The following is an 18,720-nucleotide window of genomic DNA, read 5'->3' on the forward strand; positions in this document are numbered from 1 at the left end:
CACAAAGACTTGAGCGATTGCCCGCAAGCAAACGCTGTAAATCCTAGCTCACTATAGAAAGATCGGGTGGTCAGGCCGCGACGGGTACGCCTTTGCCTTCCAGAAAGCCGCGCAGTTCGCCCTGTTCAAACATTTCCCGGACGATATCACAGCCGCCGACAAACTCGCCTTTCACATAAAGCTGCGGAATTGTCGGCCAATCCGAAAACGTCTTGATGCCCTGGCGCAGATCGTCAGATTCAAGGACGTTGGCGGAAGTATATTCGACGCCGAGATGATCGAGAATCTGAACAACGACAGAAGAGAATCCGCATTGCGGGAACTGCGGCGTGCCCTTCATGAACAGCATCACCGGGCTGGCGTCGATTTTCGCTTTGATATCCGTGTGGGCCGCGTCGCTCATACTCATCTCCTGACGTCTGACCGTTAGCTAGGCGCCAGCCGGGCCGCCGTCAAGGGCAGGTAAACAGGCCCTAGTAACCAGCCCTTGTGGGCTCAGTCGCTGAATGCGGCAATGGACCGTTATAGGCCAAATGATCTTCATAATCCGCAAGGGCGCGTTCCGCCTCATAAAGATCGCGGTTCAGGCGGGGAAAGGCGGCGTTTATGTCTTCCTTGCGCTCGTAAAGCTCTTTCATCTCCACAAGCAGCGCCGGGCGGTCGGCCATGGGCGTTGACGGCGAGACCAGCGCCATCTGCGTATTCGCAATAGCAACGTCGGTGTTGTGCAGATCGGCTTCCGCCTGATGCAACCGTCCTTCAGCCGTGGCGACATCCTGTTCCAGAGAAAATAAACGCCGCCCGCTTTCATAAGCCGAAAGAAACAGGCGTTCGGAACCGTCCGTGCAAACGCCGTAATAACGTCCGCCCGCAGCGCCAATGGAATAGCCATTCGATGGCCGGCAATAAAGTTTCAGCCCTTCGGCGCGCCCGGCGTTATAGGCAACCATATCGACCGTGACGCCAGCCTTCTTTGCACAAGCCGACCGCCGGTGAGAGACGGCGGATACTGGCCGTCCGGCCGCGCCATCTTCATAGCCGACGGCGGACCAGTCCGCATAAAGACATTCCTCTTTCGAGATGCCTGCGCAACCAACAATGCTTAGCGCTATAACAGGCGCATAAAACTTTCGCATGGGCGTATCCCCTACTTCCCTGAGGAAAAGAATGAAGACACGCCGTTAAGGCTCTCTTAGAGAGTATTTTGGAATTACTTCAAATTATCGCCAGAAAAGTCCTTCAGCCCTTCTTCCAGCGTCGTTGGCGTAAGGATTACGTCTTCACCTTTGGGGATTTTGTCGAGATCGCTTCTTCGTATTTGAGCCGATGACACCGGCATTTTGAGTCCAAGCCCCTCAAAAACCGCAAGCGCATTTGCGAACAGCGATGATGGCAGGGTTACGATGCGCGACTTTTTCCCTGACACCGCCGCAGCCGCCGCATAGAGCGCGCGCTTGGATACAGGAGCCGGACCGGACACGGCTTTCGTCTTGCCGCAAGCCGCGCCATCAAACAACGCATTAACAGCGGCGTTTGCAAGGTCCTTATAAAATACCGGCTGCTGTAACGCGCTTTCGTTTCCGAACAACGGCATAACCGGCCAGCGCCGCATGGCTGCCACCAACGACGCCATGTTTCCATCACCGGCATAGCCATAGATCATGGTCGGGCGCAAAATCACCGCTTGCGGCGCCGCCTCGCGAACCGAACATTCCGCTCTTAACAACGTCGCGTACACCTCGGCGCCAGGATCAATCGCTACGTTATTGCTTGAGAAGAATATCGCCGGCTTGTCGCCCAGATTGGGCGCGGCCACCGACGAAACACTCAGGATGGGCGTGAAAATAGCAGCATCACAGTCTTCGATCAGCATGCGTGCTGATTTTCGGTCATCGATATCAAGCCGGATGGGAATGGCGCCCGCTTCGCCTATCGCTTGTTCAACGCCCTCACGTTTCGTGCGATATGTACCGATAACCTTTTTTGCGCGTGCGGATGCGAGCCGCGAAATCTCCAGCCCCAAAGCGCCGCCAGCACCGACAACTAAAATCTTGTTGAGCTTGTCCGGCAATCAAACCACCCGGTCGATGGGCACGCCATTTTCAAAATAGGCGTCGATGTTCGACAACACGCGCATGGCCATGGCCGAACGGCTTTCGACAGTCGCAGACGCAGCATGCGGCAAACAGAACACATTGGGCAGAATGTATAATTCTTCGCGAATAGGCCCCGGTTCCGTTTCAAACACATCGAGCCCGGCGGCGAAAATCTTTTTTGTCTTCAGCGCATCAATCAGCGCCAGCTCATCAATAACCGGCCCGCGTGAAATATTGATGATGACAGCCGTAGACTTCATGTTCTGCAGCGCTGATGCATCAATCAGATGGTGGGTTTCCGGCTTTAGCGGACAATGCAGGGAAATCACATCCGCCTGCTTTAACAACTCATCAAGTGATACAGCCTTTGCATCGTAAGCTTGATCGATATCGGCGGATGGCCGCGGCGTCGTATAGATAATATTCATGTCGAACGCCCGGGCGCGCTTGGCGACTTCGCGTCCGACATTACCCATGCCGACAATGCCGAGGGTCTTGCCAGATACGCGCAGGCCCCAGCTTTCCGGCGTCAGCATGCCGCGCCCCTCGCCTGTTCGCGCCACATCCAGCCCTTCGCGAAAGCGTCTGCAGGCGGCGATAATCAATCCGATAGTGGTGTCGGCGAGGCAGGCCGTGGTGACCTCCGGCGTGTTTGACACCATCACGCCGCGCGCTTTTGCAGCGTCAAGGTCAATGTGATCGACGCCCACCCCGATGGAAGCGATGAATTTAACGCTGTCGGGAAGCGCATTGATGAAACCGGCGTCCATTTCATCAAACGCCGTGGCGAAAATCACTGCCGTTCCCTCCGCCATCGCCATGAATTCTTCAGGGCTCGCCGTCGCGCGCTCAGGCTCACAAACGTCATATTTCTGGCGCATGATGCCCGCGAGCGCTCCTGGAAATTGTCTTGGGCTGGCTATTTTTGACTTCATCGGTCTGGCTTTCATTACAGTCGATATGAGGCGAATCCCCGGCAAACAGACGAAAGTTTGCGATATTTGACAATATCTGGCGTATGCGGGGTTGCTGGGCTAGGCTTGTCCCGTGGGGTAGCCTCTCATGCCAGTATGGCGAGGAAGTATGCGGTATATCATTGGCGGCGTTGTCCTTTTGCTCATTGCAGCGGTCGGATGGTCCATTCTGCACATTGTCCCCGCATCGGGCATTAATGCGGAGTTGAATACCCGACTCGCTGATCAGTGCGCCCGCGTTGATATCGCCCCTGGCACCGAAGACGTAACCATCGACGCTGAACTAGGGCTTGCATTCATTTCTGCGGCTGACCGCCGCGCATGGTTCCAGGGCGGCGAAGGCGCGATCAATCCGCAAAACGGCATTTACGCCATGACGCTCGACGGCGCGAGCGTGCGCCGTGTATCGCCTCCCATGGACAACTTCCTGCCCCACGGCATCAGCCTGTGGCGTGGGGATGATGGTTCGAAGCGACTGTTTGTGGTCAACCATCCGCCGTCCGGTGAAGAGACGGTGGAAATTTTCGACATTGGTGCGAATGGCGATCTCACACATGTAGAGACGATTTCATTCCCGGCAATGAAGTCTCCCAATGACCTTGTGGCGGTGGGTCCGCGTCAGTTTTACGTTACCAATGACAAAGGGTTCAAAAACAGAATTCTCGGGACAATCGAAGGGTATCTCGCGCTGCCACTTGCGAGCGTTGCTTATTTTGATGGCGAGAATGGACGCATCGTCAAGGGCGGCATCGCCTACGCTAACGGCATCAACAAGTCTGCCGACGGCGCCGCGATTTATGTTGCAGAACTGTTAAAGCGGCGCGTCCTCGTTTTCGAGCGCAATCCGGAAACCAACGCGCTAAAACGCATCAAAACGCTAAAAGTCGATACGGCGCCGGATAATATCGAAGTCTCGCAGGACGGCGCTCTATGGGTCGCGGGACATTCGAAAATATTTGAGTTTCTAAACCACGCGAAAGACGAAAACACCATCGCGCCGTCCCATGTTGTTCGCGTTAATCCGCGCAATGGCGTTACGTCCGACGTTCTGATCTCCATCAATGGCGAGATTAATGGATCGTCTGTCGGCGCCGTATGGGCGAACACGCTCATCGTCGGCGCCGTTTTCGACGGGCACGTTCTGGTCTGCCCGATGCTGGAGATATTGCTGCGCGGACGCCCCGCTGAAACCTAAGGCGCCTAACCAGCCATGATCCCGTCAATACGCCGCTGGGCGATAGGGTGATAACCCGGACGCGCGCGTTCATAAACGCTTTGCGCCCACTCGCGACGGCCATTGTCCACCAGCGCCTGATAGAGCCGGTAAATGAACTTGCCGCGCCCCACACGGATCAGGAATGCATCAAGCGGTTCGAACGCAGGTTCATAACTCGCCTTGATAGCTTTCAGATACCAGGCGTTGGCGATTTCCGCATTCTGTGAGGTTGAAAGGTCAAACTGGCCATCAAGCGCACTCATCTGATCAATCGAAATATCTTCCGGCAGATTGTTGATGAAATGCAGCCATTCATGAGTCGTCCATTCAGACGTTTGCAAGCCGCTCACGTCGCCGCCGCCAAGCCACGTATCCATCTGTGCCGACACTCGCTCGAACGCATCGGATTGCGGGTCTTCGATCGTGTCCGGGAAACCCGGTTCGAAGACCCATGCATCGATTTCTTCTTTCGTTACGGCTTGCGGCTGATCCGCCCACAGATGATCTTCGAAATAAGAAAGAAAATCCGCCGTCGTAATGCTTTGAAAGGCATATTCGTCAAAATAGGAACGCAAGAACGCGTCGAACGCATCCCGGCCGAAGCGTTCTTCCAGAAATTTCAGGAAGAACATGCCGCCCGCATAAGACACCTGACTGAACGCATCATCGGGATGCGCGAGGTCGGCGGGCATTTTCAACGCTGTCAAGGCGGGGCGCTCGGCTTCTTGCACATCGCGCATCAGGCTGGCTTTATCGAGGTGCCGTTCCATCACGGCGCGCTCCTCACCATAAAGCGCTTCCATGGTGCGGTTTTCGACATAGCTCGTGAAGCCTTCATTGAGCCACGCATCACGCCAGGTGGCGTTGGTAACAAGATTGCCGGACCATGAGTGCGCAAGCTCATGCGCAACGACATTGGTCAGGCTCTTGTCGCCGGCGATCAGCGTTGGCGTCATGAAGGAAAGGCGTGGGTTCTCCATCCCGCCAAACGGAAAGCTCGGCGGCAATACGATCAGGTCATAGCGGTCCCACAAGTATGGTCCGTAGAGCCGTTCCATCGCCTCTTCCATCTTTGGCGTGTCTTCAAACTCTTCAGCGGAAGCCTGAAGAATGTACTCTTCCGCATAAACGCCGATGTGATCGTTGATCGCCTGGAATTCGATGTCGCCGACAGCAAGCGCCAACAGATAAGACGGGATCGGCTGTGACATTCTGAAGGAATAATCGCCATCGCGCTCGCCAGTCGGGTCCTGACGCGCGCTCATGATCGCGATCAATTCAGGCGGCGTCGTAATCCGCGCGTCATAGGTGATGCGCACGGCGGGCGTGTCTTGCAACGGAACCATGGTGCGCGCCAGCAATGGCTGAAACTGCGTGAACAGGAATGGATGTTCGCCGCTGGCCGTCTGTTCCGGCGACAGCCACTGAATGCCTTCCGCTTCCGGGCTGGTGGCGTAGGTAACGCGGACCTTATCCGCGCCGTCAGGCAGCGCAATTTCAAGACGCGAGCCCATGATGTCGTCATCAGCGCCCAAATCGTAACTTGTTGTCACCCAGTCGCCATCCGCATGCGTCTCAATCATTTCGATGTTAAGATCGTTAGCGTCGAGCACGAGCGCCGATACATCATCCGACAGCCGTTCAAAATCGAGTTCCGCAGTACCGGTCAGCGTTTTCGTTTCAAAATCGACAGCCAGATCAAGGTCAACATGGGTAACGCGCACATCCTGATAGTTTGCATAAGTGAACGGGTCGCGGATATCAGCCGCCGTTGGCGCAGGCCAGCTCGCTTCCTGCTCAACGCCAGGCGCGTCCGAAGCGCTTGGTTCCGGTTCGCTGGCCTGATCATTTCTGGAACATGCCAGAGCAAGAACGGATAACGAAACAACAGATGCGGCGGCGCTGATACGCATGGAAATCCCCTTACGGTTTCAAATTCGCCGCACAGTAAAAGCGGCGCAACGGCTGAGCAAGGCGCTATCCATCTTCTTTCGTCGCTATTCGCGCCATTACTTCGCGTCTATAGTAAAGAAAAGCGCCGATTCTCGCGCCGAAAAGACTGAGGGAGCAAATTATGGCCGGACCAGCAGGCGGCGCAGGCCCGCAATGGACCTCTCGTTTCGGTTTTCTGATGGCGGCCATCGGCTGCGCCATCGGTCTTGGCAATCTCTGGCGGTTTCCGTTTCAGGCCGGGCAGAACGGCGGCTCGGCTTTTGTGCTCATCTATCTCTTGTGCGTCTTTCTGATCGCCCTGCCGATTCTGATCGCCGAGATCGCTATTGGGCGGCACAAGGGATTATCCGCTGTCGGATCAACGCGCGAGCTGGCGAAAGAGTCGGGCCACTCGGCGTTATGGGGCGCGGTCGGTCTGATTGGCATTCTCGCAAGCTACATGGTGCTGACCACCTACAGCGTCGTCGCCGGTCAGATCCTGTCGTTTTCGCTGATGTCGTTTTCCGGCGTGTTCGCAAGTGAGAACACGGGCGAATTACCGCTTTACGCAGACAACACGCACGCAGTTTTATGGCACGGAGTTTTCATCGCCGCGACCATGGCGATTGTCGCGCGCGGCCTTAAAGACGGGGTCGAGCGCATGGTGACGATCCTGATGCCGGTATTCTTCATCATGCTGGCGGGGCTTGGCGCGTATTCACTATCAACCGGTGCGGCGGGGCGCGCAATCGATTACCTCTTCGCGCCGCGTTTTGATCAGGTGACGGCGGAAACGGTGCTCGCCGCCCTTGGGCAGGCGTTTTATTCGATCGCAGTCGGATCGGCGGCGATGATCACCTACGGCGCTTATCTCAACAAAAAGGAAAACATTTCGACCAGTAGCATCGTCATCGTCAGCGCCGACACCATTGTCGCGCTCCTCGCCGGGCTGATGATTTTTCCGATTGTGTTTGCTTTCGCCCTCGACCCTGCGGCAGGCATGGGGCTGATTTTTGACGCCCTGCCGCAGATTTTCGCCGGCATGCCGGGCGGTCAGTTTGTCGGCGGGTTCTTTTTCTTCCTCGCTTTTATCGCCGCGCTGACGACATCGATTTCCATGCTGCTCATCACCGTGGTGTTCGTCGAAGAAGTATTCGGCATCAAGCGCATGCTCTCCGTCGCGATATTCGGCGCCCTCGCCTTCGGCCTTGGCGCGGTCAGCATCATAACGCCAGGCATGGCGGAGAATATCGACTATGCGGCGGGCAGCATCTTCCTGCCGCTTAGCGCTTTGGGGAGCGCCCTTCTCGCCGGGTGGATCGCCCCGCGTGCAGTCATGCGCGGCGAAATCCACCACGCCAGCGAGCCCATGTTCCGCTTCTGGCGGTTTTTCGTGCGCTATCTCGCGCCAATCGCGGTGATTTTGATTTTATTGCTCGGGATTGATGCGCGGTTCGATTTTGGGTTGAACCGTATGCTGTCGGGCTGATGGATGACTGAATCCAACCCCGCTCATCCCGGCGAAAGCCGGGATCCAGATATTTGTAGATGCCTAAAACGGCGCATTGCGCTTTCACCTTAATGCACCCTACGCTTTAAGGTAATTAATCAAGCGCCAGATGAAATTACTTCGGGACAGTCCTATGCATATAATCATGTCCGTCATAGTAGACAATGCCAAAGAGTATATTGCCGGACGCAAGCCCGAAAACGGTGCAGGCTTGCTCGCACATCAACTATTACATGAAAAACCATTTCGGGCGCTCGTGCCATTGAACACTTCTCAAGAGCGGTCGGAGTCGCTGCGCCAAGGCGTGCTGACGGGATGGGATGATACTGTTCCAGCATTATTACGGGTGTTCAATGCAATATCGAACGGCAATGAAGAGTGTTTTGTTTGCGCTCAAATGTTGATTGCGACCGAAAAAGATTTCCCGGAAGGCGAGGATTTTGAAATAAAATCTCGTCCGTACCGATTTACAAAAGACGGCGTGACGTACGTTTCGGCGCCATTAGCGGACATGAATTCAGAACTGCTTTGTGGATTCGTGAAGTATGACATTGGATTCGATGTTTTACTAATATTGTTTGACAGGCCGTTTCAGCTTAGCTGGTTTGACTTAGACAGACACCAAAGACAAGCGAGCATACTGGCGATCGCCTATGATACGTATGACGGCGAAAGTTTTATATATTCTGTAGCGTGAGGCTGTGCCTTCTTTAACCTGACTAAAAAAAATTGAAAAAAATTCTAAACCGTTGGGAGAAACATTCCCCTGTCCATGACCGTATCGCCCATAGTGCTTAGGAGATAAGTATCGAAATCTCACAATTGGATCCCGGCCTTCGCCGGGATGAGCGGGTTGGGCTCACTCTTTCGCCTCTGTCTCCAGCGCCAGGGCGTGCAATTCGCCGCCCATGCGGCCCTTTAATGCTCTGTAGACCAACTGATGCTGTTGCACGCGGGACTTGCCGTTGAAAGCAGATGAGGTGATGCGCGCGCGCCAGTGATCATTATCGCCGGCGAGGTCTTCGAGTTCGATTTCCGCGTCCGGCAGCGCGTCGATGATGAGCTTTTTGATGTCGTCGGCGGCCATGGGCATATTAGCGGCCTCCTTTCTGGTTTGGGCGTTCATGTAATCCGGCAGGGCGGCTTCAAAAATATCAGACAAATCAAGGAGTGAAATCGCATCCTTACCGTCAAGCGTGATGTCCGGCCCGCCGAAGCGGCCGATTTTCGAGGCCTGGACGCCGGCCATCGCAGCTTTCAAAAGCAGCGTGTCGGCGGCGGCGGGCGCGGCGGCGACAAGATAACGCCCCTGATCCTCCCCGAACCAGAAGGCGGCCTTGCGCGCCTTCACCGGCGTTGTGAGGTTAAGGCCGCGGCCCGCGCTGAGCGCCATTTCGGCTGCAGCGACGATCAAGCCGCCATCGGCGACATCATGACAGGCAGTTACGAGCCCTTCATCGATCAGCTTACGGATGAGTTCGCCGGTCTTGCGCTCGCCTTCCAAATCAACTGGCGGCGGCGCGCCATCGGCAATATCGAAGAGATCACGCAAATATAAAGACTGCCCCAGATGTCCGCGCGTAACACCAATGGCGAGCAGTTCCTCACCTGCTTCGGCGCCGCCAACGCGCACCGCTTTCGTTACATCCTCCAGAACACCGACGCCGCCAATGGCCGGGGTCGGCGGGATCGCCTGGCTGTTGGTTTCATTATAAAGCGAGACATTGCCTGAAATAACGGGATAGTTCAGCGCCTCGCACGCCTCGGCGATGCCCTCTATCGCGCCAACGAACTGCGCCATGATTTCCGGTCGTTCCGGATTGCCGAAATTGAGACAGTTGGTGATGGCGAGCGGCGATGCGCCCGTTGCGCAAATATTGCGCCAGGTTTCGGCCACCGCCTGCTTGCCGCCTTCATGGGGGTCGGCTTTCACATAGCGCGGCGTTACATCGGTTGAGACGGCGAGCCCGCGTTTCGTGCCGTGCACGCGAACGAGTGATGCATCGCCGCCGGGATGGATCACCGTGTCGCCCATCACCGTGTGATCGTATTGCGACCAGATCCAGCTCCTAGAGCAAAGGTCTGGCGTTCCCATGAGCCGCGCCAGAGCCGTCAGCATGGTGTCGCCGCCGGGCGCGTCGGCCAGCGATAACTGTTCCTCGCGCTGTTCGACTTCCGCGGATTCTATCATCCCGCCGGTGGCGAGATTACGCGCGGCTTCCTCGAACCCGTCAAAGCTGACGCCTTCGGGTTTTGACCGCACATAAATGCGCGCCTCGCCTTCGCTGACGCTCATACCGACGCCGTCGATCAGCGCCGCATCGGAGAGGCGGTCGGAAACAAGCGTTTCGGCGATCGCGCGCATCTCGGCTTCAGACTTGCCGGATGCTTTTAATATTGCTTCCGCCTCACGATAGGTGACGCTTGGGTCAGCGAGGGGCGCTGGTTTTTCAAGCGTTGCATACGGCCGGTCATAATTTGGCGCATCGTCCGCAAGCGGCGGCACCGGCATATCGGCGACAGTCTCGCCCTGATGCTTGATAACGAGCCTTCCGGTATCGGTGGTGACGCCGATGACCGCGAAATCGACGCCCCATTTTTCGAAGATCGCGCGCGCCGCATCCTCGCGCCCGGGTTTGAGCACCATCAGCATGCGCTCCTGAGACTCAGACAACATCATCTCATAGGCGGTCATGTTCTCTTCACGCTGGGGCACATAATCGAGATCAAGCTCGAACCCGCCTTCTCCCAACATGGCTCCTTTCGCCGCCATTTCAACGGACGAAGACGTAAGGCCAGCCGCGCCCATATCCTGAATAGCGACGATGGCGTCAGACGCCATCAGCTCAAGGCAGGCCTCAAGCAGGAGTTTCTCCGTAAACGGATCGCCGACCTGCACCGTGGGACGTTTTTCTTCAGAGGCGTCATCAAACTCGGCCGAAGCCATGGTGGCGCCGTGTATGCCGTCACGGCCCGTCTTCGAGCCGACATAGACCACCGGGTTCCCGGCGCCGCGCGCGGCGGAATAAAAAATCTTCGCTTTTTCCGCGACGCCCACGGTCATAGCGTTGACGAGAATATTGCCATTATAGCCCGCGTCGAAATTCGTCTCGCCGCCCACAGTCGGCACGCCCATGCAGTTGCCGTAACCGCCGATGCCGCCGACCACGCCAGCAACGAGGTGGCGGGTTTTCGGATGCGCCATCTCGCCAAAGCGCAGCGCATTCATATTGGCAACCGGGCGCGCGCCCATGGTGAACACGTCGCGCATGATGCCGCCAACGCCCGTAGCTGCCCCTTGATAAGGTTCAATGAATGACGGGTGATTATGGCTTTCCATTTTGAAGACGGCGACTAGCGGCACGCCGTCATTGTCAGTTCCGATGTCGATGACCCCGGCGTTCTCGCCTGGCCCCTGCACCACCCAAGGGGCGGAAGTCGGCAACTTCTTCAGATGCCGCCGCGAGGATTTGTAGGAGCAATGCTCCGACCACATGACCGAAAAGACACCAAGTTCCACGAGATTTGGCTCGCGCCCCATATGGGTCTTGATTCGTTCATATTCTTCAGGATTGAGGCCGTGTTCGGCGACGATTTCAGGCGTGATGGCGGTCATGGGAATCCGTAAATGGTAAACTCGCCGCTTCCTTAGGACGCTTGGTCTTTCCGCGCAAATAGGACACGCGACTTAGCGGAACCTTTTTAAGCGCCAGGGGTTTAAGGGGGAGCGCTCAGGGAGCTGCCTATGCGAAAAATGTTCGTCATCGCCATCGCCGCCGCCATCCTCGCCGCCTGCGGCGAAGTCCAGCGGTCCGAAGAAGCCAGCACGACAGTTTCAGGAGAAGAAGGCTCGACCGACTCTCCCGAACGACATGTCGCCCGCAGCGTCGAAACCGAACCCGGCGACTGGCATTATAAAGAATCAGACGGCTATCCCTGGGCCGGCTTTGGCCCGCCCGCCAGTGAGGCGGTGTTCATCATCAGTTGCAGGCGAGGTCAGGTTTTTTTCAGTCACGCTATGGAAGTTTCCGGTGACGACCAACGCATGACCATAGAGGCCGATGGCGATACCGAAACGATCGAGCTTCGTCCCATTGGCGGTCCTGTCCCAATGGCCGAAGGGGCACTGCCCGCGAACAGCATGTTCATTGACACGCTCCTCAATACGGAAAGCGCATTCACGGTTTCGGTCAAAGGTCGGCGTTTCTCACTGCGGCCTGCGCTTGAATACCGGCGCGTGATCCGCGAATGCCGGGCGGGTTAGCGCGCACTTACTGTGCTCTACTGATCAGGTCACTACATTCTGATGGGGACGCCCCTTCGCTACAAACGATTTCTCGCTGCATCATGAGAGGGGGATTAAAAATCGTATTCAACGCTATGATTACAATTACTAAAGCTGCACCGCAAAAAGAGCCAAAATAGAACTCGCGACGCCGTTGAAAATGTGCGGTGAGAACTGATTTGGCGTTTTTTGAATCATTCGATGACAGCTGCGCATCCGGCGGAGCCATGGCAGCCTTCTCGAGTTCGTAGCCATATCGCGGCGTCGTCTTTATTATCTGATAAGGTCGGCTAATATCTCCCAACGCCCGGCGAAGCTTGGAAATCGCCTGAGTTAACGCTTCGTCCGAACCATCAGCGCCCCAAATCTCATCAAGCAGGGTGTCTCGTGACACAGGTCCTTCCGTTGCAGCGAGGCGCTCAAGCAACTCCGCAATTTTTGGTTCCAGCGCCAACTCCTTTCCCCCAGTATGCACGATGCGCGATGCAGGATCGTAAAGCGCATTGCCAAAGCGAATGGGGGCGCCGTCAGTTAAGTTCTCAGTGCTATCCAGCGGTTGTATTAGCGACATGAAACGTCTCGAAATGTTTCCTTCAGGCTTTCTACTACGAAAAGCAGGCAATTTAGGGTGAGTATAACCAGAAACAGGAATTTACCCGAATGCCAGGCATCTTCAACAACGCCCTACAACAGTTCACCGCGAAGAATTCTCGCAAAGCCGCAATAACTGCAATCCTGCTAGCTTCATTAGCTCCCGTCGCAGCCCAACAACTCCATCCGCCCTCGCCCAATCAGGTCTCAGACCGATTTGAGAGAGCTCAATCCCGTCTTGAGGACATGGGGTTCACGGGAATCGTCGCTGTGTCGGTGAATGGCCGCCCGCCTCTCTATGCCGGATTTGGTGACAACGCCGCTGCAGACGGCCGCCCTGACAAAGACACGCTTGTGGATATCGGTTCAATCACAAAAACCATAACCGGCGCTGCAGCGATGAAGCTTGTTGATCAAGGCAAACTCTCAATGGCGGATCGGCTAAGTGATTTCTTTCCGAATACCCCGGAAGACAAAGCGCGGATAACAATACACCAGCTTCTAACCCATTCTGCCGGTTTTACTGATGCTGTGGGAGATGATCTGGAATACCTCTCAAAGGGAGACTTCATGATTCGCGCAATGGATTCCAGCCTGCTTTTTGAACCCGGCTCGGGTTACGCCTACTCCAATGTCGGCTTTTCGCTAGCTGCTGCGATTATCGAAAAGGTGGCGGGAAAATCCTATGCTGATTTTCTGAAAGACGATGTCCTGCGGCAAGCTGGTATTACAAAAATTGGTTACGATAAGACGTTTGACGCCAGGCGCTCGCTTCTCACTCAAGACGGTAGAGCGATTGACGATGCTAGTTGGGGCGGGTCGGCGCATTGGGCTTTGTTCGGCAATGGCGGACTTGTCGCTACAGCAAAAGACATGATCCGTTTCCGCGAAGCTTTTGTTAGCGGGAAAGTCGTTTCAAATGCCGGTATTGAATTGGCGCAAGCCCCGCTGGTCCGGGAGGGCGAAGGCGTCCCCAGCCATTATGGATACGGGCTTGTGATACAGGACGAGCCACTGCTGGGTCGCACTTACTGGCACAATGGCGGTAACCCGCATTTCACGTCGAATTTGACCGATTATTCTGACTACGGCCTGGTTATATTCACCGCGTCCAACAACCCGGACATCAACGCAGACATTGCTGCGATGGTTATTACGGAAATGTTGTTTGATGTAAAAATATTTCAGATGGATGCAACCGATAGTAACTAAAAGACGGCTAACGCCGATAAAGATAATCCTCCGGCAGCCCCAGTCTTTTACAGGCTCGGACTGCCGGGCTTGATCGCAAGATCAGCCGGTCCGCGCGACGCGCCATGCGACGTACGACACGACCTTCAAAAGGGCGCAAACCATAACGATTGGTCAGTCCTAAAATTTCGCGAATTTCTTTCGGTACGATATCAACAGCCGCGCGGACAAGCGAGTGTTGCGCCAATTGGGCAGGCTGCGGAAACGCTTCCGCTCGTTTCATGATATTGAGAAACTCAAAAATGATTTCAGACGCCTCCAATTTCGGCATCATCTTTTCGAAAAGAGCGCGCTCCTCCGCAAGCGAACGCGGCGAACCGTTAGCGCCGTATAACAACGCTGCCGGCCTCCCTTCTGCGTAATATCTGTCACGATCCTCATCGCTTAACGGCGCCGCATAAGCCGAATAGCTTTCCATAAATCCGAATGCCGCCGTCGCTTGCACCCAGCGTAAGAGTTCTGGATCGCTTGCAGCATATGGCGACCCGTCGGGCGTCACACCTGCAACCCGATCATGCATGCGGTTGACATTGCCGATCATCTTTTCAGCGACGCTTTTTGCGCCATAAACAGTCACCATGGCGGCAAGCCCAGTACGTTTCAGGCGGCGCACCGGATCGGTTCTAAATGTCGTGTTGTCCCATACCCCTGTTCGGACGCGCGGTTCAGCGAACTCGAGGATTACGGCGGCGACTCCGCCGACAAAAAGCGTTACCGGGTTTTTAAATATCCGCCAGGATACGGAGTCGGGACCGACGAGCGCAGCCTCCCCTTGCGGCTCGGCGAAGTCGATTTTTGCGAGCATGGGGTCTCCGAGATAAGCTTTTGCAGCCTTATCAAGTCGGTTCTCCACCCCTCTTCGTAACGTCGACCTCAACGCATCAACAGGCATCGTCACTCCAACCCCAGCTTCGTTGAGTGTAGCGAAAGTTTCAGCCAAAGTGAGGCCCTAATTTGTTCTTCTCACGACTAATCACAAACGCGCGCAAAGTGCGCTTTTGATTTGATGAATCTCATAAGTTGCGTCAGAACGATTGCCAGGGAGGCGCACAACAGAGAGATAAGCTTTCTCTCGGTAATGACCACACTACAGAAAGAGGCCTCATGGTTTTTATCTTCGACAATACATGACGCATACTGAATGAATTAAGATCACTATAGACAAAAGGCCCGGCGAAACCGGGCCTTGTCAGAAATACGGAATGTTCCGTTTCCTTTAGAGCTTCTCTGCGTAAACTGCATGATCAAGCACGAGACCGCCACATTGCAGCGCGCGAGTGCTTTGCGCCCAAACGGTCGCCTCTTTGCCAAGCATGTCATGGGCCGCGACTGGCGCCTGCATGCGCCAGGTCATGCCATCATCAGCACGAAGCGTTACACACTGATCGTCAACAGCGCTTACAAAGCCACGCAGCACGGTGAGATCATCGCCACGGACTTGTGTAACAGGAGCCGCAGCACCGCGTGAGAGAATGACGCGGCGCGGTGCAGTCGCTTTCAACGATGTGCAATGCAAAGGTGTTTCCTCGCCATTCGGCACCGGTTTAACTTCCCTCACCTGACGGATTTTTCCGTCTTGCTGACGGCGAAGAACCGAACATTCCATTAGCGGTGTCGGATATGCGCTGATCGTTGTTGTCTTCAAGGCGCCGCCCATGACCGGCGCGGCAACTGGTGCGATAGTGGTCGGCGTTGCAGGCGCGCCAGCCGCACGGATGCGCGCCGCCGCCAGTTTTTGATAGCTCAACCGCGATTCCCTGCGCGTATGCACTGGCGACACGCCGACGGTGTCAAAATAAGTTGTCGCCTCTCTGTTTGCACTCGCATTAATGCGGCGAACCTGTTCACGATCATCATAATAGGAGCGATATGAGTTAACCGGTCTGGAGGCAATGTAAGGATGCTGAACCGACGGACTAGTTTCGACGGGATCGACAACGGGCGCAGGCGCCGCCGGATCGCTCGGGTTATCAATCTCGTCAGGCACCGCCAAGTGCTGTCCCGGTCGAACATAACCGGGGTCAACGCCGCGATTTGCTTCAGCCAGCGCCGCGTAAGACACGTTACAAGCACGCGCCACCTTGGCGAGCGTTGTCGGCGTATCGACTGCATAAGAATGACCGCATCGTCCCGCCATGGCCGGCGAGGCAGCGGCGAAACCAGCTATAAAGACCGCGCCGGTCAACATCCGGCGCATTGCCAAGGTAGAACCCATGGCTCCCCTCCATCCAGAAATTCCAGTTATGGTTAATAACACGGATTCTGGCGGAAGGTGCGAAAATCGCATGAATTCTTTTTAGGGTTGCCTCTGCGCATCTTAATGACGAAAACCTCCACCAAAACAGCCAGTTAGCGCTTTATCTTATTGTTTATATTGCACCTTCTTAAATTTGAGCTTTAAGTCCGCCCGCACTGGAGCCCGCTGAAATCTTTGAAAAAACCGGATTTTGACCGGGACCGTCCCTATTTGGGCGGACATATCCCAGTTTTGCGTACTCAGTCATCGCGCGGTTTCGTATTCGCCAAAATTGCCAATCGGCGCTGAGAATATGCTCAACATCGCATAAGATTTTTACACGGAATAAACCCTAAGGAGACAGACTCAATCCTACTCAATGGTGTCCTAAACTTTACGCTAATTTTTACATTTGTTCTTTTTCCTGGTTGTTAACCACGTCTTCTTACGAATCCTTAAGGCTAGGGCTGCATTTTGCTACCGGTAAAAGTATCGGGAGTTTCCTATGCTGGTAGAAAAGGCCGGTGTAGCAGTCGGCGGCAAGCGCAATTCTAAATCCACACGCGCGCGTTATCTGACAGTCACAGCAAAACGATTTGCGAAGGATCGCAGCGGCAACATTGTTTTTCTGTTCGCATTTATGGCGACGGTGTTGTTCCTGTTTGCAGGCGGCGCGGTTGACTATTCACGCTGGAACGCAGTGCGGGCCGACATGGTTGAATCCATGGACGCCGCCAGCCTTGCGATGGCGCAGCTTGCCGCAACCAATCCCGACCTTACAGAATCTGAATTGAAAGACTACGGACGAAAGTTTTTCGAAGCGAACTTCAATTACGAAAGCAACCTTGAGCCGGGCTGGAATATTGTCTTCGCCTTGGGCGATGAAGCGATCATCGGTACCTGCATCACCGGCAAGATCGACACGTATCTGCTCGGTGTCGCCGGCATCAAAAATCTCAACATCGACAAGTGTGTGGAGATTACCAAACAAGGTTCAGGCCGCGTTGAACTGGCGCTTGTACTCGACGTTACCGGGTCAATGGACAATAAAATTGACGGCGTCAAAAAGATTGAGAGCCTGAAGGACGCTGTCGATACCCTGCTTGACGTTCTCTACGGCTCTGCTGAATCGAGTGAGAATATAAAAATCGGCGTTGTGCCGTTTAACGCCAACGTAAACCCTGGCGGGTCGAGCGGCTGGTCTAACGCTTGGGCCGACACTGGCGCGGCTGCATATTATCATGGCCGCCGTTTTTTCCATGTAGATAAGGACGGCAATGTCGACATGGACACGAAGGTCAATCACTTTTCGCTTTACAATACGACACCGGGCGCTGATTGGCAGGGGTGTGTCGAAGCACGTCCCTATCCGCTGGACGAACTGGATATACCGCCAGGCGGGTCCATGTCATCAACCGACCTAAACGCCTACATGGCGGTGCCTGGCGATTATAGCGACGAGGAAAACGATCAGGAAGAAGAGATGTATGACGCGTTTAATAACGCGCCAGCGTATTCCGTCAGCTCAAGCGAACTGACCAATTCCGCGAACTTCAACTGGGTGCCCGTTTTCTTGCCTGACGCTGCCGATTGCAATAACAGCGAAGATTGTGAATCAGACAGCAGCTATTACAACGATAGCGGCACAACAAGCTACGGCACGCCATGGTATGGATATTACTTCGATGATCCTGATGGTGACGACTATCATGTTTCAGGTAGAAGCATTCAGGAAAGCTCTTACGGGCAAAACCACTATTACTTCGTCAACGACAATAACTACACGCATGCAGGTAATGCCCAGTTCGATAAGTACGCCAAGATCGTTCATTATTTTCGACAGTTGTTAAACGACGACGTAACAAATGATGATTTCAAGGAGTTTCTTACAGAGCTGAGTATCTCCACTGGCCTGAATGGATCGGGGTCAGCGAGCCATGGTCGCGGTAAACAGGAATACCTCCTACGTATGGCCTATGTCGGCTGGTGGGACCCTGTTACGCTGACTTATAAAGGCAAGTACGACACGCCAAATTCCAGCTATATCTCGGCTGAGGTCGACTGCCCCACGCCTATTCTTCCGCTCACGAACGTTCGTGACGATATCGAAGATCATATCGACCTGTTATACCCGAACGGCAACACGGATATCGCACATGGCGCCGCCTGGGGCTGGCGGGTTCTCTCCAAAGAGGCGCCGTTCACCGAAGGCATCGGTCCTGGCGATCAGGATTATGAGAAATGGCAAAAGGCCGTTGTGATCATGACGGACGGTGAGAACGTCGTCGGCAGTGACAACAATACACACTACGGCTCCACCCAAGGTCAGTACGGTTTCGCAATCGAAGAGCGCATGGGCGTCGGCAAAGACACCTATTGGGAAATGAGAGATGAGCTTGACGATAAACTGTTACGCGTCTGCCATCGCATGAAAGCCGAAGGTTATCTCGTTTACACGATCATGTTCGGCCTCGACAGCAATAGCGTGCGCGACATGTTCAAGGCGTGCGCGACAAAACCCACGGCGCCGTATTTCCATGACGCCGTGGACGGTAACGATCTGGAAGACGCGTTTGGCGACATCGCCGCCGATCTCGTCGACCTGCACATCAGTAAGTAATGGTTCGCC

15 protein-coding genes are annotated in these 18,720 nt (G+C 55.1%); 6 read left to right on the forward strand and 9 right to left on the reverse strand.

The window, feature by feature from the left end; translation table 11 throughout:
* Window positions 1-70: 70 nt before the first annotated feature.
* From grxD to PUV54_RS14480, 4 genes are all read right to left on the reverse strand, one after another.
* Complete coding sequence (gene grxD / locus PUV54_RS14465; protein ID WP_274492974.1) at window positions 71-403, reverse strand: Grx4 family monothiol glutaredoxin; 333 nt, start codon at window positions 401-403, stop codon at window positions 71-73.
* A gap of 70 nt (window positions 404-473) precedes the next feature.
* Entirely contained in the window at window positions 474-1,136 is a 663-nt protein-coding gene (locus PUV54_RS14470; protein ID WP_274492975.1) for a DUF2799 domain-containing protein, read from the reverse strand.
* Window positions 1,137-1,210: 74 nt separating this feature from the next.
* Complete coding sequence (locus PUV54_RS14475) at window positions 1,211-2,071, reverse strand: Rossmann-fold NAD(P)-binding domain-containing protein (RefSeq protein WP_274492976.1); 861 nt, start codon at window positions 2,069-2,071, stop codon at window positions 1,211-1,213.
* Entirely contained in the window at window positions 2,072-2,977 is a 906-nt protein-coding gene (locus PUV54_RS14480) for a 2-hydroxyacid dehydrogenase (RefSeq protein WP_274492977.1), read from the reverse strand.
* Window positions 2,978-3,179: 202 nt separating this feature from the next.
* Here PUV54_RS14480 and PUV54_RS14485 point away from each other — a divergent pair, with 202 nt between their 5' ends.
* Entirely contained in the window at window positions 3,180-4,265 is a 1,086-nt protein-coding gene (locus PUV54_RS14485; protein ID WP_274492978.1) for a strictosidine synthase family protein, read from the forward strand.
* Between the two features lie 5 nt (window positions 4,266-4,270).
* On the opposite strand, the gene PUV54_RS14490 is transcribed toward PUV54_RS14485, so the two are convergent.
* Entirely contained in the window at window positions 4,271-6,199 is a 1,929-nt protein-coding gene (locus PUV54_RS14490; RefSeq protein ID WP_274492979.1) for a M1 family metallopeptidase, read from the reverse strand.
* A gap of 161 nt (window positions 6,200-6,360) precedes the next feature.
* Here PUV54_RS14490 and PUV54_RS14495 point away from each other — a divergent pair, with 161 nt between their 5' ends.
* Complete coding sequence (locus PUV54_RS14495; RefSeq protein WP_274492980.1) at window positions 6,361-7,707, forward strand: sodium-dependent transporter; 1,347 nt, start codon at window positions 6,361-6,363, stop codon at window positions 7,705-7,707.
* Window positions 7,708-7,873: 166 nt separating this feature from the next.
* Window positions 7,874-8,425 (forward strand): LIM domain-containing protein, encoded by a 552-nt coding sequence (locus PUV54_RS14500; RefSeq protein WP_274492981.1) that lies wholly within the window; start codon window positions 7,874-7,876, stop codon window positions 8,423-8,425.
* A 162-nt stretch (window positions 8,426-8,587) separates the two neighbouring features.
* Here the strand turns inward: PUV54_RS14500 and purL are convergent, their stop codons facing one another.
* Window positions 8,588-11,344: a phosphoribosylformylglycinamidine synthase subunit PurL gene (gene purL / locus PUV54_RS14505; RefSeq protein WP_274492982.1), complete on the reverse strand. Its 2,757-nt coding sequence runs from the start codon at window positions 11,342-11,344 to the stop codon at window positions 8,588-8,590.
* 129 nt (window positions 11,345-11,473) lie between these two features.
* On the opposite strand from purL, the gene PUV54_RS14510 reads away from it, so the two are divergent.
* Window positions 11,474-11,992, forward strand: coding sequence for a hypothetical protein (locus tag PUV54_RS14510; protein ID WP_274492983.1), 519 nt, complete (start codon window positions 11,474-11,476; stop codon window positions 11,990-11,992).
* A gap of 7 nt (window positions 11,993-11,999) precedes the next feature.
* On the opposite strand, the gene PUV54_RS14515 is transcribed toward PUV54_RS14510, so the two are convergent.
* The gene (locus PUV54_RS14515) at window positions 12,000-12,584 is read right to left on the reverse strand and encodes a winged helix-turn-helix domain-containing protein (RefSeq protein WP_274492984.1); all 585 of its coding nucleotides are present in this window, start codon (window positions 12,582-12,584) and stop codon (window positions 12,000-12,002) included.
* Window positions 12,585-12,850: 266 nt separating this feature from the next.
* Here PUV54_RS14515 and PUV54_RS14520 point away from each other — a divergent pair, with 266 nt between their 5' ends.
* Complete coding sequence (locus tag PUV54_RS14520) at window positions 12,851-13,816, forward strand: serine hydrolase domain-containing protein (RefSeq protein WP_274492985.1); 966 nt, start codon at window positions 12,851-12,853, stop codon at window positions 13,814-13,816.
* 7 nt (window positions 13,817-13,823) lie between these two features.
* On the opposite strand, the gene PUV54_RS14525 is transcribed toward PUV54_RS14520, so the two are convergent.
* Complete coding sequence (locus PUV54_RS14525) at window positions 13,824-14,795, reverse strand: oxygenase MpaB family protein (protein ID WP_274492986.1); 972 nt, start codon at window positions 14,793-14,795, stop codon at window positions 13,824-13,826.
* 276 nt (window positions 14,796-15,071) lie between these two features.
* Window positions 15,072-16,070 (reverse strand): LysM peptidoglycan-binding domain-containing protein, encoded by a 999-nt coding sequence (locus PUV54_RS14530; RefSeq protein WP_274492987.1) that lies wholly within the window; start codon window positions 16,068-16,070, stop codon window positions 15,072-15,074.
* Between the two features lie 526 nt (window positions 16,071-16,596).
* Between PUV54_RS14530 and PUV54_RS14535 the strand changes: the two genes are divergently transcribed.
* Window positions 16,597-18,711, forward strand: a complete 2,115-nt coding sequence (locus PUV54_RS14535) for a TadE/TadG family type IV pilus assembly protein (protein WP_274492988.1) — start codon at window positions 16,597-16,599, stop codon at window positions 18,709-18,711.
* Window positions 18,712-18,720: the final 9 nt, after the last annotated feature.

The organism is Hyphococcus flavus, from assembly GCF_028748065.1.
GTDB lineage: Bacteria > Pseudomonadota > Alphaproteobacteria > Caulobacterales > Parvularculaceae > Hyphococcus > Hyphococcus flavus.

Coding starts and splice junctions, on each gene's coding strand:
- PUV54_RS14530 (WP_274492987.1), bottom strand. CDS start 16,070: ATGGGTTCTACCTTGGCAATGCGCCGGATGTTGACCGGCGCGGTCTTT.
- PUV54_RS14500 (WP_274492981.1), top strand. CDS start 7,874: ATGTCCGTCATAGTAGACAATGCCAAAGAGTATATTGCCGGACGCAAG.
- PUV54_RS14510 (WP_274492983.1), top strand. CDS start 11,474: ATGCGAAAAATGTTCGTCATCGCCATCGCCGCCGCCATCCTCGCCGCC.
- PUV54_RS14515 (WP_274492984.1), bottom strand. CDS start 12,584: ATGTCGCTAATACAACCGCTGGATAGCACTGAGAACTTAACTGACGGC.
- purL (WP_274492982.1), bottom strand. CDS start 11,344: ATGACCGCCATCACGCCTGAAATCGTCGCCGAACACGGCCTCAATCCT.
- PUV54_RS14535 (WP_274492988.1), top strand. CDS start 16,597: ATGCTGGTAGAAAAGGCCGGTGTAGCAGTCGGCGGCAAGCGCAATTCT.
- PUV54_RS14520 (WP_274492985.1), top strand. CDS start 12,851: ATGGGGTTCACGGGAATCGTCGCTGTGTCGGTGAATGGCCGCCCGCCT.
- PUV54_RS14480 (WP_274492977.1), bottom strand. CDS start 2,977: ATGCGCCAGAAATATGACGTTTGTGAGCCTGAGCGCGCGACGGCGAGC.
- PUV54_RS14470 (WP_274492975.1), bottom strand. CDS start 1,136: ATGCGAAAGTTTTATGCGCCTGTTATAGCGCTAAGCATTGTTGGTTGC.
- PUV54_RS14495 (WP_274492980.1), top strand. CDS start 6,361: ATGGCCGGACCAGCAGGCGGCGCAGGCCCGCAATGGACCTCTCGTTTC.
- PUV54_RS14485 (WP_274492978.1), top strand. CDS start 3,180: ATGCGGTATATCATTGGCGGCGTTGTCCTTTTGCTCATTGCAGCGGTC.
- grxD (WP_274492974.1), bottom strand. CDS start 403: ATGAGCGACGCGGCCCACACGGATATCAAAGCGAAAATCGACGCCAGC.
- PUV54_RS14490 (WP_274492979.1), bottom strand. CDS start 6,199: ATGCGTATCAGCGCCGCCGCATCTGTTGTTTCGTTATCCGTTCTTGCT.